This is a genomic window from Planomonospora sp. ID67723 (genome assembly GCF_015711605.1).
Classification (GTDB): Bacteria; Actinomycetota; Actinomycetes; order Streptosporangiales; family Streptosporangiaceae; genus Planomonospora_A.
In genome coordinates this window covers 1,153,987-1,170,157 of sequence record NZ_JABTEZ010000001.1, presented here as the reverse complement: position 1 = coordinate 1,170,157, position 16,171 = coordinate 1,153,987, and the positions used below count along the sequence as shown (strand labels likewise).

The 16,171-nt window shown below is 71.6% G+C and carries 11 protein-coding genes; 5 read left to right on the top strand and 6 right to left on the bottom strand.

From position 1 onward, the window contains the following. Positions 1-10 precede the first annotated feature (10 nt). The gene (locus tag HS041_RS05535; RefSeq protein ID WP_196439407.1) at positions 11-985 is read right to left on the bottom strand and encodes a hypothetical protein; all 975 of its coding nucleotides are present in this window, start codon (positions 983-985) and stop codon (positions 11-13) included. A 14-nt stretch (positions 986-999) separates the two neighbouring features. Beyond that, positions 1,000-1,341 carry a hypothetical protein gene (locus HS041_RS05530; RefSeq protein WP_196439406.1) on the bottom strand — a complete coding sequence of 114 codons (342 nt, stop codon included), beginning with the start codon at positions 1,339-1,341 and terminating at the stop codon, positions 1,000-1,002. A gap of 109 nt (positions 1,342-1,450) precedes the next feature. Between HS041_RS05530 and HS041_RS05525 the strand changes: the two genes are divergently transcribed. Then, on the top strand, positions 1,451-2,290 hold the full coding sequence (locus HS041_RS05525) for a putative RNA methyltransferase (protein WP_196439405.1): 840 nt from the start codon (positions 1,451-1,453) through the stop codon (positions 2,288-2,290). A gap of 174 nt (positions 2,291-2,464) precedes the next feature. Further along, complete coding sequence (locus tag HS041_RS05520; protein ID WP_196439404.1) at positions 2,465-4,231, top strand: S9 family peptidase; 1,767 nt, start codon at positions 2,465-2,467, stop codon at positions 4,229-4,231. A gap of 80 nt (positions 4,232-4,311) precedes the next feature. Here the strand turns inward: HS041_RS05520 and HS041_RS05515 are convergent, their stop codons facing one another. Continuing rightward, complete coding sequence (locus HS041_RS05515; protein ID WP_307845181.1) at positions 4,312-5,796, bottom strand: PP2C family protein-serine/threonine phosphatase; 1,485 nt, start codon at positions 5,794-5,796, stop codon at positions 4,312-4,314. 178 nt (positions 5,797-5,974) lie between these two features. Between HS041_RS05515 and HS041_RS05510 the strand changes: the two genes are divergently transcribed. Together HS041_RS05510 and HS041_RS05505 are read left to right on the top strand one after the other, a co-directional pair. Beyond that, complete coding sequence (locus HS041_RS05510) at positions 5,975-10,159, top strand: HAMP domain-containing protein (protein ID WP_196439403.1); 4,185 nt, start codon at positions 5,975-5,977, stop codon at positions 10,157-10,159. 3 nt (positions 10,160-10,162) lie between these two features. Further along, positions 10,163-10,795 (top strand): response regulator, encoded by a 633-nt coding sequence (locus HS041_RS05505; protein WP_196439402.1) that lies wholly within the window; start codon positions 10,163-10,165, stop codon positions 10,793-10,795. 105 nt (positions 10,796-10,900) lie between these two features. On the opposite strand, the gene HS041_RS05500 is transcribed toward HS041_RS05505, so the two are convergent. Then, positions 10,901-12,859, bottom strand: coding sequence for a WD40 repeat domain-containing serine/threonine protein kinase (locus HS041_RS05500; RefSeq protein WP_196439401.1), 1,959 nt, complete (start codon positions 12,857-12,859; stop codon positions 10,901-10,903). A 238-nt stretch (positions 12,860-13,097) separates the two neighbouring features. Between HS041_RS05500 and HS041_RS05495 the strand changes: the two genes are divergently transcribed. Continuing rightward, positions 13,098-13,763, top strand: coding sequence for a class I SAM-dependent methyltransferase (locus tag HS041_RS05495; protein ID WP_196439400.1), 666 nt, complete (start codon positions 13,098-13,100; stop codon positions 13,761-13,763). A 93-nt stretch (positions 13,764-13,856) separates the two neighbouring features. On the opposite strand, the gene HS041_RS05490 is transcribed toward HS041_RS05495, so the two are convergent. Together HS041_RS05490 and HS041_RS05485 are read right to left on the bottom strand one after the other, a co-directional pair. After that, a complete protein-coding gene (locus tag HS041_RS05490) occupies positions 13,857-14,408 on the bottom strand; it encodes a hypothetical protein (RefSeq protein WP_196439399.1) in 552 nt (183 codons plus the stop codon). Between the two features lie 277 nt (positions 14,409-14,685). After that, on the bottom strand, positions 14,686-16,068 hold the full coding sequence (locus tag HS041_RS05485) for an NYN domain-containing protein (protein WP_196439398.1): 1,383 nt from the start codon (positions 16,066-16,068) through the stop codon (positions 14,686-14,688). Positions 16,069-16,171 lie beyond the last annotated feature (103 nt).

Genomic DNA, 16,171 nt, shown 5'->3' with positions numbered 1-16,171 from the left:
GTCCTACTTATCACCTCTTAGCCGGATAAGCCATGATGAGGAACTGCTCCAGATCTCCCTTCTCCGACCAGCCTTCGGCCCGCTCGCTGCCGCGCACGTGGACCCGGACCCGGTAGTCGCCCTTGCCCGCGACGGTGAGGCCGACGAGCCTCCGGCCGCCGTAGAAGTCGACGAACGTCAGGTTCCCGCGGGTGCTCCGATAGGGAATCTCCTTCACCGCCTCCCAGCCGCGCCGCTCCAGCGGGGGCCTGCGGTCGTAAGCCTCAGCCGTGACGCAGACGGTCGCGAACTCGTTGGCGACCGACACCTGCAGAACCCCGGGCTCGGCCCCGGCCAGTCCCTCCACCCAGAGCGGGCTGGCCTCGATCAGTTCGAACTCGTCGTCCTCCAGGGCGACGAGCGCGTTGTAGTCGGTGTGCACGGCGCCCACCCCCCGTCGTATCGGCCGGATCAGCGGGCGGTGCCGGGGATAGGCCGCGCACTTGGCGTTCAACGCCGCCTGCTTGCGCTCCTCGGCCAGACGCGCCCGCTCCGCCTTGGCCTTCTCCACGGCGACCACCTGCGGGCAGATCATCTTGAGCGACTCGGCCAGCTCCACGCTGTACGACAGCCTCAACGACTCGTACGGCGCGCGATCGTGCGCGTCTCCGCCGGCCCGCACCACCGCGGCGCAGAGATGGCGGCCGTAGGCGAGCACCTGCTCGTCGGGCATGCCGGCGAACTCGGCGACTCCCCCCTGCCCCCACGGACCGCTGCGTGCCGTGCAGACGAACCGCTTTTCGTGGTCCCCTCCAGCCGATTCGAGATCGTCGGGGAACCCGAGGCCGGCGGAGAAGCACTCCTCGCCGCTGGACACCCTGCCCGGAACGACGTCCGAGACCGGGAGGAAGGCCAGCGGCAGGATCATGAGCAGGCCCAGCGCCACCCGGACCGCGGCGGAGCTGCGGGCGTGCGGCACACGCGCGGCACACAGCATGAGCAGCACGGAGACGAGAGCGGTCAGGCCCGGGACGATGCTGATGAGGACGATGGAGGGCCCGCCCCACAGCTCCAGGCAGCTGACGTCCAGAGCGGCGAGCCGCCGAACCCGAGGAAGGGCACCTCGTAGACGACGCCGAGAATCCCGTAGCCGTGGTCGTCCATGAACTCGTTGCCCGCACACCTGGCCGGGTCGCCGGCTATGAGGTAGCCGTAGCTGTAGGAATCGGGGCCGATGAACGTCCAGTAGAGGGTCGGCGCGGCCGCGATGGCGAAGGCGGCGATCCACTGGAACCACGCCGACCTCCGGGGCCGGGACCGCACCGCGTCCACTGTGGAGACGGCCGGGGGGCCTCCGGGCATGACGGGCTCCTTCCGGGACAGGCCATGATCGACTCGCTGTACGGCGAGCCATCGTAGGGGTGCGGGGCGACAGTCCGATCACGCCGCCGCGAGGCGGGATGATGGGGACATGCTGGCTGACATCGTCGAACACCTCATCTGCCCGGTCTGCGGAGACGGGCTGGCCCTCGGCGAGCGGGCGCTGGGCTGCCCCCGGGGACACGCGTTCGACCTCGCCCGGCAGGGGTACGTCAGCCTCCTGACCGGCTCGCAGGCCCCGGGTACGGCCGACAGCGCGGCCATGGTGGCCGCCCGGGCCGACTTCCTCGGGGCGGGGCATTTCGCCCCCCTCGCGGACGCGGTCGCCGACGCCTGCCACACGGCCCCGCGGGCGGGGAAGGTGATCGCGGACGCGGGGGCGGGGACGGGTTACTACCTGGCCCGGGTGCTCGACCGCCTGCCGTACGCCGCCGGGATCGCCCTGGACGTCTCCAAGCATGCGGCCAGGCGGGCCGCGCGGGCGCACGCCAGGCTGGGGGCGGTGGTGGCCGACGTCTGGCGGCCGCTCCCCCTCCGCGGCGGTTCCGTCGACGTCCTGCTCAATGTTTTCGCCCCCCGCAACGGGGCAGAGTTCGCGCGTGTGCTGCGGCGCGACGGCACGCTCGTCGTGGTGACCCCCACACCACGGCATCTGGAGCCACTGGTGGAGCGGCTGGGGCTGCTGTCGGTGGACGAGTCGAAGGAGCGCCGGATGGCCGAGAGCCTCAGTGGCCATTTCACCGAGACCGGGCGGAGGACGTACGAATTCCCGATGGCTCTGGACCGTGCCGCGGTCGAGGCCGTCGTGGGCATGGGACCGAGCGCCTGGCATACGGAATCGGATGACATTCGCAGGAAAATCACAGAATTAGCTGAAAGTAGCGAAGTGACCGCTTCTTTTCACCTGTCTACATTTGAATCACGCTCCTGATCAAGGGCCCTCCTTGACACCTGCCTTCAGGACGCATGTTACTGAAGTGGCACTTAGTTCGAAATTCCTACATTTCCAGAGCAAATCACGTCTCGAAGCGACATACTGGACGGCGATCCGGCGGGCCCGCGCTCGCCCGTGCACAACCGATGCCTTGACGGAGGGACGCGCCATATGAAGGCGGAGGAACGCTGGCAGGCCAGGTTCCGGGCGCCGCGCGTGACGCTCCCCGTGTGGGCGCGGCAGGCCCCCGCCCGAGCCGTCTACCGCAGCAACGCCTCCGGCGCCTGGGAGGTCTACGCCTGGGACCGCTCCGGGGGCGGCGCCCGCCAGGCGACCTCGCGCCCCAAGGGCACCTCGCACGGCACGATCGACCCCACCGGCCAGTGGATCTGGTGGTTCTGCGACACCGACGGCGACGAGTGGGGCCGCTGGGTGCGCCAGCCCTTCACCGGAGGCCCGGACGAGCCGATCGACCTCGAACCCGGTCACCCCGCCGGCATCGCGCTCTCCGCGACGGGCGACGCGATCATCGGCATGGCCCGGCCCGGCAGCGGCTTCACCGTCTACGTCGTACGGCCCGGCACCCCCGCGAAGGTGATCTACGAGCACGCCGAGGCCGCCTCCGTGGCCGCCGTCTCCCTCGACGGCGCCCTGATCGCGATCAACCACAGCGAGCACGGCGACGCCCGGCACCCCTCGCTGAAGGTCGTGCGGCAGTGCGGAGAGGCGGTCGGGGAACTGCACGACGGCCCCGGTCGCGGCGTCGTCGGCCTGCGCTTCGCGCCCGTCTCCGGAGACCGCCGCCTGCTCGCCCTGCACGAGCGCCGGGGCCGCCGCGAACCGCTGGTCTGGGACCCGGTCAGCGACGAGCAGCGGGAGATCTGGCTGCCCGACCCCGGCGAGATCACCGCGGACTGGTACGACGACGGCCGCTCCCTGCTGGTGGTCCGGGCCAACCGCGGCCGCACCCACCTGCACCGGTACGACCTGGCCGGGGGCGTGCTCACCCCGATCGAGACCAAGCACGGCGTGATCGACGCCGCCATGCCCCGCCCGGACGGCTCGGTCGAGTACTCCTGGTCCAGCGGTGCCCACCCGCAGGTGATCCGGTCGAGCAACGGCCAGGTGGTGGTGAACCACGCCGGACCGTCCTCGCCGCCGTCGGTCCCGGCCGAGGACATCGACGTGGAGGGGCCCGGCGGGCGCATCCACGCCCTGGTCTCGCGCCCCGAACGCGGCGCGGGGCCGTACCCGACGGTCTTCCTCCTGCACGGCGGGCCGTCCTCGCAGGACGACGACTCCTTCGTGCCGCAGGTGGCGGCCTGGGTGGACCACGGCTTCGCGGTCGTGCGGGTCAACTACCGGGGCTCCACCGGGTACGGCTCCGCCTGGCGGGACGCCCTGGCCGGCGAGGTGGGCCACATCGAGCTGGCCGACGTGACCGCGGTCCGCGAGGCGATGGTCCGGCGGGGTCTGGCCGACCCGGAGCGGCTGGTGCTGGCCGGGACCTCGTGGGGCGGCTATCTCACGCTGCTGGGCCTGGGCACGCAGCCGGAGGTGTGGGCCGCGGGCATCGCGGCGGTGCCGATCGCCGACCACCTGGTGGCGTACGAGGACGAGCCCGAGTCGCTGAGGGCCTACCACCGCGCGCTGCTCGGCGGATCCCCGGCCGAGCAGCCGGAGCGCTACGCGAACTGCTCGCCGATCGCCTATGTCGACCGGGTCGAGGCGCCGCTGCTGATCCTCGCCGGGGAGAACGACCCGCGCTGCTCGATCCGCCAGATCGAGAGCTACGTGGCCCGGCTCGCCGAACGCGGGCACGAGCACGAGGTCTACCGGTACGACGCCGGTCACGGCTCGCTGGTCGTCTCCGAGCGCATCGCCCAGATGGCGGCCCAGCTCGACTTCGCCCGCAGGCACCTGAAGCCGCACGACTGATCCGGCGGACGGCGCCGGGCGGGCACGGCGGCCCGAGAGCCCGGCGGGCGCCCGGAACCGGGAGCGGGCGCGCGGAGAGCTCAGCGGGCGCGCAGGACCACGATCGCCATGTCGTCGGCGCTCGGCTCGGGGGCGAACTCCTGCACCGCCCGGCGGATCCGCGCGGCGACCGCGCCGGCCGACAGGCCCACGCACTCGGCGAGCAGCTTGGCCAGGCCCCCGTCGTCATCGAGCAGCCTGCTGCCCTGGCGCCGCTCGGTCACTCCGTCGGTCACCGCGAGAAGGACGTCGCCGTGGTCGAGGTGGACCAGGTCCGCCTCGAACGTCGCCTCGGGGAAGACGCCCAGCAGCGACTGGGAGGTCACCACCGACTCCACCACGCCGCTGGGCTTCAGCCGCAGGGCCTCCGGATGGCCGGCCGAGACCAGCCGCAGTTCCAGGCCGGTGGGCACGGGCGTGATCTCCCCGTGCAGCAGGGTGAGGAACCGCGCCCGGTCACCCTCCTCCAGGATCGCCTGGTTGAGGCGGCCCAGGACCGCGGCCACGCCGTACCCCTCCCGGGCGAGCAGCCGCAGCGTGTGGCGGGCCAGCCCGGTGACCGCGGCCGCCACCGGCCCGGTCCCGCAGACGTCGCCGACCGCGAACCGCCAGCTGCCGTCGCCGGCCGCGAACAGGTCGTAGAAGTCGCCGCCGACCTCGTTGGTCTCACCCGCCGGCTCGTAGACCACGGCGGAGTCGAGCCCCGGGATCTCACCGGGCTCGTCGGGCGGGAGCAGACTGCGCTGGAGCGCCCGGTTGGCCTCCGCCTGCTGGGCGTAGAGCAGGGCGTTGTCCAGGGAGAGCGCGGCCCGGCGGCCGATGTCCCCGGCGTACTGGATGACGTCCTCGGCGAACCGGTCGGAACGGCCCAGGCACATCGCGCCGAGCGCCCGCCCGCGCGCGCGGAGGGGGACGACGAGCACGTGCGACTCGCCGAACTGCATCGAGCCGCCGGTCTCCGGGATCCGGACGCCGGCCAGCTCGTCGCGCAGCTCGTCGATGCGCGCCTCGTCGGTGTGCCACAGGTAGGCCGGATGCTGCGGCCCGCCGCTGTCGTTCCACATGTAGACCGCGCACCAGGCGGCCAGCCGGGGCACCGCGATCTGCGCGATGATCGCGGGCACCATGTCCGGGTTGAGGGTGCCCGCGAGCAGGTCGCTGGCGTCGGCGAGGAAGCGCAGCCAGCCGCTCGGCCCGCGGCCCGGTTCCTCCTCGGTCCACTCCGTGGTCACGTGCCCGTGCGTCCCGGGCAGCGCGATCCGGGCCCAGTGCGTGCGGTGCTGCCCCGCGAAGGACACCCCCCACTCCTCGACCGCCATGCTCGGGCTGCCGGGGCTCGTCTCCTGGGCGTTCTTCTGGCGCACCTCGACCTGCACGCCGTTACCCAGGTGGTTCCAGACCACCTCGAACGGCCCGTCGAGGGCCTGGGCGGAGAGCTCGGCCGCCAACCGCTCGGCCACGTCCAGCACGGACGCGGCAGCCCAGGCGGTCATCACCTCCCTGGTGAACCGCCTGGTCGCGGGCACGGCCGTGTCTCCTGGAGCGAATGTCGCCGCCAGGACGGCCCGGGGAACGCTGGTCACTACTCCGTGACTACCACACTTCACGCTGACATGGGGTAAATCGAAGGCGGGACTCCGAGTTGCGCACCGTGACAGACTGGTATTGCCCGCGGTTGCCCCCCACGGGAGTCAAGGAGGTCTAATGACCACGGCCGACGCGATGCCCGACGTCGAGGAGAGGCGCTACAGCGAGTCCGACCTGCAGCCGATTCTCCAAACCCTCATCACATGGCGGGACGGAGACTTCCGGCGGCGGGTCCCGCACGCGCCCCCCGGAGTGCTGAGCGAGATCCGCCTGCTCCTCAACGAGGTCGCCGACCGACGCGAGCATCTGGCCAACGAGCTCCACCGGGTCCGCCGCGAGGTGGTCAGGGAGGGCCGGTTCGGCGAGCGCCTCTCCCCCGGCCCCGGCGTGGGCTCGTGGACCGAGAGCGTCGACTCGGTCAACTCCCTGATCGACGCCCTGGTCGGGCCGGTCTCCGGTGCGGCGGACGTGATCGACGCGGTGGCCAAGGGGGACCTGTCGCGCCGGATCGACCTCGACCGCGGCTCCCGGGGCGAGGTGCGCCGCCTCGGCAAGGCGATCAACGGCATGGTGGACCAGCTCTCCCTGTTCACCTCCGAGGTGACGCGGGTGGCGCGCGAGGTCGGCACCGAGGGCCGGCTGGGCGGCCGGGCCAACGTGCGGGGCATGTCGGGCAGCTGGCGCGACCTCACCGAGGCCGTGAACACCATGTCGAGCCGCGTCTCGGCCCAGGTCCGCGACATCGCGCTGGTCACCACCGCGGTCGCGCGGGGCGACCTGAGCCGGAAGGTCACCGTCGACGCGGTCGGCGAGATGTTCGAGCTGAAGAACACCGTGAACACGATGGTGGACCAGCTCTCCGCCTTCGCCGAGGAGGTCACCCGCGTGGCCCGCGAGGTCGGCACCGAGGGCCAGCTCGGCGGCCAGGCGCAGGTGCGGGGGGTCAGCGGGGTCTGGAAGGACCTCACCGACAACGTCAACGTCATGGCGGGCAACCTGACCACCCAGGTCCGGGCCATCGCGGCGGTCTCCACCGCGGTCGCCCAGGGCGACCTGAGCAAGAAGATCACCGCCGACGCGCAAGGCGAGATCCTCCAGCTCAAGGACACCCTCAACACGATGGTGGACCAGCTCTCGCTGTTCGCCGACGAGGTCACCCGCGTGGCCCGCGAGGTCGGCACCGAGGGCCAGCTCGGCGGCCAGGCCCGCGTGCGCGGCGTCTCCGGGGTCTGGAAGGACCTCACCGACAACGTCAACTTCATGGCCAACAACCTGACCTACCAGGTCCGCAACATCGCCGAGGTCACCACCGCCGTCGCCAACGGCGACCTGACCCGCAAGATCGACGTGGACGCGCAGGGCGAGATCCTCGCGCTGAAGACCACCATCAACACCATGGTCGACCAGCTCTCCTCGTTCGCCTCCGAGGTGAGCCGGGTCGCCCGCGAGGTCGGCTCGGAGGGCCAGCTCGGCGGCCAGGCGCAGGTGCGCGGCGTCTCCGGCACCTGGAAGGACCTCACCGACAACGTCAACTTCATGGCCAACAACCTGACCACCCAGGTGCGCCAGATCGCGGCGGTCTCCACCGCGGTCGCCCAGGGCAACCTGAGCAAGAAGATCACCGCCGACGCACAGGGCGAGATCCTCCAGCTCAAGGACACCCTCAACACGATGGTGGACCAGCTCTCGATGTTCGCCGACGAGGTCACCCGCGTGGCCCGCGAGGTCGGCACCGAGGGCCAGCTCGGCGGCCAGGCCCGCGTGCGCGGCGTCTCCGGGGTCTGGAAGGACCTCACCGACAACGTCAACGTCATGGCCAACAACCTGACCACCCAGGTCCGCAACATCGCCGAGGTCACCACCGCCGTGGCGAAGGGAAACCTGACCCGCAAGATCGACGTGAACGCGCAGGGCGAGATCCTCGCGCTGAAGACCACCATCAACACCATGGTCGACCAGCTCTCCTCGTTCGCCGCGGAGGTCACCCGCGTGGCCCGCGAGGTCGGCTCGGAGGGCAAGCTCGGCGGCCAGGCCCGGGTGGAGGGCGCCGAGGGCATCTGGAAGCGCCTCACCGAGAACGTCAACGAGCTCGCCGGCCGCCTCACCACCCAGGTCCGCGCGATCGCCGAGGTCACCACCGCCGTCGCCCAGGGCGACCTGACCCGCTCGATCACCGTCGACGCCGGCGGCGAGATCGGCGAGCTCAAGGACAACATCAACACGATGGTGTCCGTGCTGCGCGACACCACCATCGCCAACCAGGAACAGGACTGGCTCAAGTCCAACCTGGCCCGGATCTCCCGCCTCATGCAGGGGCACCGCGACCTGATGGAGGTCGCCAAGCTCATCATGAGCGAGCTGACCCCGCTGGTCTCCGCCCACTACGGCGCCTTCTACCTCGCCGAGCCCACCGGCGACCACGACCTGCACCTCATCGCCGGGTACGGCGCCCGAGCCGGGACCGGCCCCCGTCAGCGCTTCGCCACCGGCCAGGGGATCGTCGGGCAGGCCGCGCTGGAGGGCAGGCGGATCATCCTGAGGAACGTCCCCGCCCGCTACCTCACCGTGGACACCGGCCTGAGCACCTCGGTCCCGGCGCAGATCGTCGTGCTGCCGGTCCTGTTCGAGGACCAGGTGCTGGGCGTGCTGGAGCTGGCCTCGTTCGAGGAGTTCAGCGAGGTCCACCACGACTTCCTGACCCAGCTCGTCGAGACCATCGGTGTCACGATGAACACGATCATCGCCAACTCCCGCACGGAGGACCTGCTCACCGAGTCCCAGCGCCTCACCATCGAGCTACGGGAACGCTCCGAGGAGCTCCAGCGCCAGCAGGAGGAGCTGCGCCGCTCCAACGCCGAACTGGAGGACAAGGCCGCCCTGCTGGCCAAGCAGAACCGCGCCATCGAGATCCAGAACTTCCAGATCGAGCAGGCCCGCCGTACGCTGGAGGAGCGGGCCGAGCAGCTCGCGGTCTCCTCGCGTTACAAGTCCGAGTTCGTCGCCAACATGTCGCACGAGCTGCGCACCCCGCTGAACAGCCTGCTGGTGCTGGCCAAGCTGCTGACCGAGAACGCCGAGGGCAACCTCACCCCCCAGCAGGTGGAGTTCGCCAGGACCATCCACGGAGCCGGCTCCGCGCTGCTCCAGCTGATCAACGACATCCTCGACGTGTCCAAGGTCGAGGCCGGGCGGATGGACATCCATCCCCAGCAGATCTCCCTGCCCAAGCTGGTCGACTACTTCGAGGCCACCTTCACCCCGCTCGCCCAGGACAAGGGCCTGTCGTTCACGGTCGAGGTGGACCCGTCGGTCCCGCAGGAGCTGCGCACCGACGAGCAGCGCCTCCAGCAGGTGCTGCGCAACCTGCTCTCCAACGCGATCAAGTTCACCCCCAAGGGCGAGGTACGGCTCCGCGTGATCCACGCCCAGCGGGACATCCCGTTCGTGGACGAGACCCTCCGCGGATCCGACGGCCTGCTGGCCTTCGAGGTGGTGGACACCGGCATCGGCATCGCGGCCGACAAGCTGGATGTCATCTTCGAGGCGTTCAGGCAGGCCGACGGGACCACCAGCCGCAAGTACGGCGGGACCGGCCTGGGCCTGTCCATCTGCCGCGAGATCGCCCGCCTGCTCGGCGGCGAGGTCCACGTGGTCAGCGAGGTCGGGCAGGGCAGCACGTTCACCCTGTACCTGCCGCAGTCCTACGCAGGGCCGCTGGCCGCCCGCGGCGACGGCGCCATCACGAACTCCGGCGGCCCCTACGACCAGATCGTCATCGGCGCGCGGGAGGACGTCATCGAGCTGCCGCAAGTCCCGGCGGCGCCGGAGGCGTCCCAGCCGCTGCCGAACCTGATGGAGAGCAGTGAACAGAACTGGACGGGCGAGGATCCGCTCAACGGTGCAAAAATCTTGATCGTGGACGATGACATCCGAAACGTCTTCGCGCTGACCAGCGTGCTGGAGCGGCACGGTTCCACCGTGGTGTTCGCCGAGAACGGCCGCGAGGGCATCGAGCAGCTGGAGCGGAACGAGGACGTCTCCCTGGTCCTGATGGACATCATGATGCCGGAGATGGACGGCTGGGCGACCACTTCCGCGATCCGCCGGATGCCGCAGTTCGCCGATCTGCCGATCATCGCGCTGACCGCCAAGGTGATGCAGGGCGACCGGGAGAAGAGCATCGCCTCCGGCGCCTCCGACTACGTGCCCAAACCCGTCGACGTCGACCGCCTGCTCGAACGCCTGCGGGGCTGGCTCTCCCGCGGCCGGGCGATGACCGGCGACTCCCACGAAGGGGCATGATCGATGCCCGACCGCGCAAAAATCCTCCTGGTCGACGACCGGGAGGAGAATCTGATCGCCCTCGAGGCCATCCTCAGCTCCCTCGACCTGGTCCCGGTGCGGGCGCGGTCCGGCGAGGAGGCTCTGAAGGCCCTGCTCAGCAGCGATTTCGCGCTGATCCTGCTGGACGTGCGGATGCCGGGCATGGACGGGTTCGAGACCGCCTCGCACATCAAGCGCCGCGAGCGGACGCGCAACATCCCCATCATCTTCCTGACCGTGGTCGACAGCGCTCCCGACTACGCCTTCCGCAGCTACGCCGCGGGGGCGGTCGACTACCTCACCAAGCCGTTCGACCCCTGGGTGCTGAGGGCCAAGGTCTCGGTCTTCGTCGAGCTGTACAACATGAACCGCCGTCTGGCCGAGCAGGCCTCACTGCTCCGCGAGCGGCTGTCCACCGAGCTTCCCCCGGGCAGGGCCGGTGACCATGCGGCCGTGCTCCCCGAGCTGTCCAGCCGCCTGACCGCCGTCGAGAACGAGCTCGTCCGGGTCCGCGAACTCGCCCGCAAGGCGAGTGATCCCTCCCTCGTCGCTCCTCTCTCCGACCTCGCCGACTGCGTCAGCCACCTCCGCTCCGGCTTCGACGCGCTCACCTGAGCGTCCGCGCGCGGCCGGGGCGGGGGTGCGCCGTCGCCGAAGCCGGCGACGGCGGGGAAGGGCTCGGGACGGGCCGCCGCAGGACCGGCCCCGCCGAGGGCCTCCTCAGAGGTCCCAGACCTTCAGCGTCTTGTCCTGGCCGCCGGAGACGAGGACCGGGCGGCCCCCGCGCTCTGTCACCAGCAGCGATACGACTCCGCCCGTGTGGCCGGTGAAAGGAGCGCCGAGCGGTTCGCCGGTGACCGGATCCCAGATGCGGATGCTGCGGTCGTGGCCGCCGGAGACGACCACCGGACGGCCGCCCACCTGCGCGGCCGTGACCGTCATGACATCGCGGGAGTGGCCGGTGAAGGGGGCGCCGACCGGCTCGCCGGTGGCCGGGTCCCAGACCCGGACCGTGTGGTCACGGCTCCCCGAGACGACCACCGGGCGGCCGTCCAGCTCGGTCACCGCCACGGTGTGGACCTCGTGGGTGTGGCCGGCGAGGGGAGCGCCGACCGGCTCGCCGGTGAGCAGGTCCCAGACCCGGACCGTGTGGTCGCGGCTCCCCGCCACGATGACCTGCCGGCCGTCCAGCTCGGTCACCGCCACCGACTCGACCCCGGCCGGGTGGTCGATCGGCGTGCCGACCGGCTTGCGGGTGACCAGATCCCACGCCAGCACGGAGCCCTTGTAGCCGCCGGAGACGACGACCGGATGGCCGTTCAGCTCGGTCACCGCGACCGACTCGACCCAGCCCGTGTGGCCGGTGAAGGGGGCGCCGAGCTGGTCTCCGGTGGCCAGGTCCCAGACCCGGACCGTGCGGTCGTCGCTGCCCGAGACGACCACCGGGCGCTCCCCCAGCCGGGCCACCGCGACCGACGAGACACCGTCGACGTGGCCGGTGATCGGCGCGCCGACCGGCTCGCCCGTGGTGAGGTCCCACACGCGCATCGTGCTCCCGTCACCCGAGACGAGGACGGGGCGGTCGCGCAGCCGGGCCGTCGCCACCGTCCAGACCGAGTCGGAGTGCGCCAGCGACAGGCCGGCGGGACCGGCGCCCTCCGAGGAGGAGGCTCCGGCCGAGGGCTGCGCGGAAGGAGGTGCGGGCTTCCCCGGGACGTCCGGTCCCCGGAGCCAGAAGGCCGCGACGAGCAGGAGGACGGCGGCGGATACGGCGACCGCGGCGGAGCGCACGCGGCGGACGACGGACCGGGGCCCGGCCGGCCCGTTCCCTGGCCGCGCCCCCGGGCCGGTCAGGGGTTCGTCCCGGACGGGTGATCCTCGCCCGGTGAGAGTGGCGAGCATGCCGGTGACGGTGGGCCGGGCACCGGGGTCCTTGTCCAGGCAGGCGGCGAGCAGCGGCCGCAGGTGGGCGGGGACGCCGGACAGGTCGGGCTCACGGGTCAGGATGGCGTTCATGACGGCCGCCTGGATGTTCCCGGGAAAGGCCGGGTGCCCGGTGGCGGCGTAGACCATCGTGGCCGCCCAGCTGAACACGTCCGACGCCGGACCGGCTTCCCGCCCGTCGAGCAGCTCGGGCGCCAGATAGGCCGGGGAGCCGACGAGCTCCGACGTCGTGGCGGTCCGCTCCATCGCGCGGGCGATGCCGAAGTCGATGACCACCGGGCCTTCCGGACCCATGATCACATTTCTGGGCTTGAAGTCACGGTGGATGATGCCGGCCTGGTGGATCGCGGCCAGCGCCGTCAGGGTGGTGACCGCGAGGCGGTCCAGGCCGCTGCCGGCCCGCGGCCCGTCATCGGCGACCAGGTCGTGCAGGGACGGCCCGGGGATGTACTCGCTGACCATGTAGAGCCGGTCTCCGGCGACGCCCGCGTCGAGGACCCTGGCCGTGCAGAAGGCCGCGACCCGGCGGCCGACCTCCGCCTCCCGCAGGAACCGCTCCCGGACCATGGGGTCGGCCGCCATCCGGGCGTGCAGCATCTTGACCGCCACCCGGCGGCCATGCGGCGCATGGGCGAGGTAGACGACCCCCTGACCGCCCTCGCCCAGCACCCCGGTCAGCCGGTAACCGCCGACCTGTTCGGGATCGCCTGTGGTCAGCGGGCCGGGGTCAGGCACCGAGCATCCCTTCTCACCACTCCGCCGGCGCTTTCCCGGCTCTCCTCACGACCGCGCCGCCCGGCGGCGTGGTCACTCCGGTCCGAAGAATGACGACGAGCGCCATCCTGCCAGAGCGGAGGCGACACGCTCCCGCCCACTCCGCGGCTGGTCGCCCGTCCCGTGGTGGAGCGCCGGACGATGCGGAACTCCTCGCGATCCGTGTTGACGGAGGGCGTCAGAACGGAGAAGTTGAGACATGGACGATTGGCGGCGTGCCCGGCTGACCGCGGTGGTCTACGACGTCGGGGTCGAGCACGAGCGGATCGGCAGGATCGGCGGCCGTCTGCTGTGGGGAGCGGATCTGGACCGCTACTACCGCGACATCGACGACCTGCGGACGCTGGTGGACGGCTGCCGGGTGCTCGACGTCCCCTGTGGGGGCGGGATCGCCTTTCGCGGGCTGCCCGAGGACGGCTCCTACCGCTACGCGGCCCTCGACCTGTCGCCGGTGATGCTGCGGCGGTCACGGGCCAACGCGGCGCGGCACGGGCTGCGGGAGATCGAGTTCGTGCAGGCGAGCGCGACCGCGCTGCCGTACAGGGAGGGCGGCTTCGATCTGTGCCTCAGTTACTTCGGCCTGCACTGCTTCCCCGCCCCGGCGGCGGCCCTGGCGGAGATGGCCCGCGTCCTGCGCCCGGGCGGGCGGCTGCGGGGAAGCTCGGTCGTGCGCGGGAGCGGCCGGCGACAGGACATGGTGATCTCGCTGTTCCGGCGGATCGGGGTGTTCGGCACCGGGGGAACCGCCGACGACCTGTCGTCCTGGCTGGCCGCGGCCGGTCTCGACGAGATCAGCGTCGAACGCGACGGGGCCGTGGCGTTCTTCTCGGCCCGCCGGAGCCCGGCCCCGCACTCCACGGGGTGAGCGGCCGGCGATGGTACGGCCGGCCGCTCCCGCCCTTCGGGTCACCAGGGCCCGCGGGCGATCCGCACGATCACCCGGGCGTGGCCCGTCGGCCTAGTAGTAGAACTTCGTCGTGCTGCGGCCGATGCGGTCGCTCCGGCTGATCAGGCTGGTGTAGTCGCGGATCGACCCGCCGCCGAGATCCACCGCGCGCCAGTAGTGGTCGGCGATGAGGCTGGAGTATCCGCGCTGCCACACCTTGAAGCTCATGTAGAACTTCTTCCAGTCCTCCGGGTTGTGGAGGATGCAGTAGATGTTGTAGTCGGAGCCGTCCTTCTGCACGCCGCAGCGGCCGCCCGGGGCCTTCCGCGTAATGCGGATCTTGCTGATGCCCTTCCGGTTCAGCCGGGTGTACATGACGAGCTCGGAGCCCGCGAGCTGGTGGCTGTCGGTCACCCGCCAGTTGTAGGTGACCGGGTTGCCGTACCGGGTGCGCTTCTGCCAGGTGATCTTGGCGTAGGGCCGTGCGGCGGTGGCGGCGGACGCGGCGGTAGCCGTCGAGGAGGGCGCAGCCTCGGCGGGCGCGGCCACGAAGGTCAAGGCCGAGAAGGTCAGGGTCGTCGCCAGCGCGGACACCGCGACCGGCCGGAAGTTGAATCGGGACACGAGCGACTCCATTCAGGATCAACACAAGGCGGTCCCGCCCGGGGTTTCGTCGTACATGCCCCGCAGACGCATTACGGTCCCCCCGACCCCGCCCGTGGCTGAGCATCCTCCCATTTATTGAAATATCCTGCAAAACCCCTGCATAACGGCTGGCTAGCACCCCAAATCGCCCCATATGGGCCTATTGCACGGTTTGTCCCCAGGGGAAAATCGAGAAGATCGAGAAGGCTTCCCGCGAGGCGCGCCCCGCACCGGCCGGAGGACGCCCGGCCGCACATCAGTGACGGGCCTGCTCCAGCGCGTCCCAGAAGCCGCGGCGCAGGGCGTGCCGGACCTCGTCGTGCAACAGGAAGTCGATCGGCAGGGAGGAACCCTGCAGCAGCCGCGCCTCCAGGTCGGAGGGCATCCGGGGCTTGCGGGCCAGGACGGCCTCCAGCCACAGCGCCGGGGCGTCCTTGGCCACGGACTCGCCGAAGTCGTGACCCTCTTTGTGCGCGGCCTTCACCGCGTCCGACAGCGTGGTCGCGCCTCCGGTGGCCGCGCCCTGGACCGGCACCGGGGCCGCCTGCGGGCCGGTGTAGCCGCCGACCGACTGCGGACCCGTGTAGGAGCCGACGGGCTGGTAGCTCGGCATGCCTCCGGTGCCGCCCGAGGCGTACTGCGGAGTGGCACCGGTCGGGCCGTTGGGCGCCACGGAGGACGAGGACGGCGCCGGGGAGGACGGCGGAAGGGCCTGGGCGGGGGAGGTGCTCGGCGACTCCTGCGCGTAGCTCGCGTAGACGGGCAGCGCGGGCTGGGACTGGCCGGCGCGGGAGGGCTGGGGCTGGGACGCGGATCCACCCGCAGAGGCCCCGCCGCCCGACGTCGTGGAGCCGCCCTGCGCCGCGCCGTTGCCCGAGGCGGCCTGGCCGCCCGAGGCGGGGCTCCCGCTCTGTGCGGCGTAGCCGCCGGTCGGGAGGCTCCCACTCGACGTGGCGTGGGCGCCCGACGAGGAGCCGCCCGAAACGGCGTAGCTCCCCGTCCCCCCCGGCGGGAGGCCGTTGCCGAGCGGCACGGGAACGCCGCCCTGCACCGCGCCGTTGCCGGAGGCGGCCCCGTTGCTCAGGGCCGGGAGCTCGGTCGTCCCGGTGGTCAGACCGGCGTACGGCCGCAGGTGGCCGCCGCCTATCTCGATCAGGTCGTCGCACTCCTGGCGGAGCGAGCGGGAGACCGCCCAGCCGCCGTCGGCGGCGATGTGCACCACCGTGATCCGGATGCCGAGGTCCTGGGCGTCGCAGACCACCTGGGCCAGGTCCTCGTCGCCGCTGACCACGACCGCGTCGCAGATCGCGTTGTTGCGCGCGAGCGTCATCAGGTCGCGGTGGACCTGGGCGTCCACGCCCTCGCGGCGACCGGGGCGGATGCGCGACAGGCGGAGCTTGAGCCCGGGGATGTCGGCCAGCGCGTCGTGCTCGGGGGTGTGCCGGCCCTCGACGGTCGCCTCGTACCAGTAGCAGCGCAGCAACGGCAGCCCGGTGCGCTCCCTGGACAGGTTGGTGAGCAACTGCAGCAGGCCCGTGTAGTCCCACGAGACCGCCTCACGACGGCGGGTCCCGTGCGCGGCCATGGCGCCGTCTGCCAGAAGGTAGCCAGCGTCCACGAACAGCGCGCAGCGATCCACGCGACACCGCCCTTCCTACGTGGGCCCGACCGTACGGCTCAGACACGCCTGAAAGCGCCCTGAGAGACCGGACAGGCGGCCCTGTCTCAGGGTAATCAAGCAA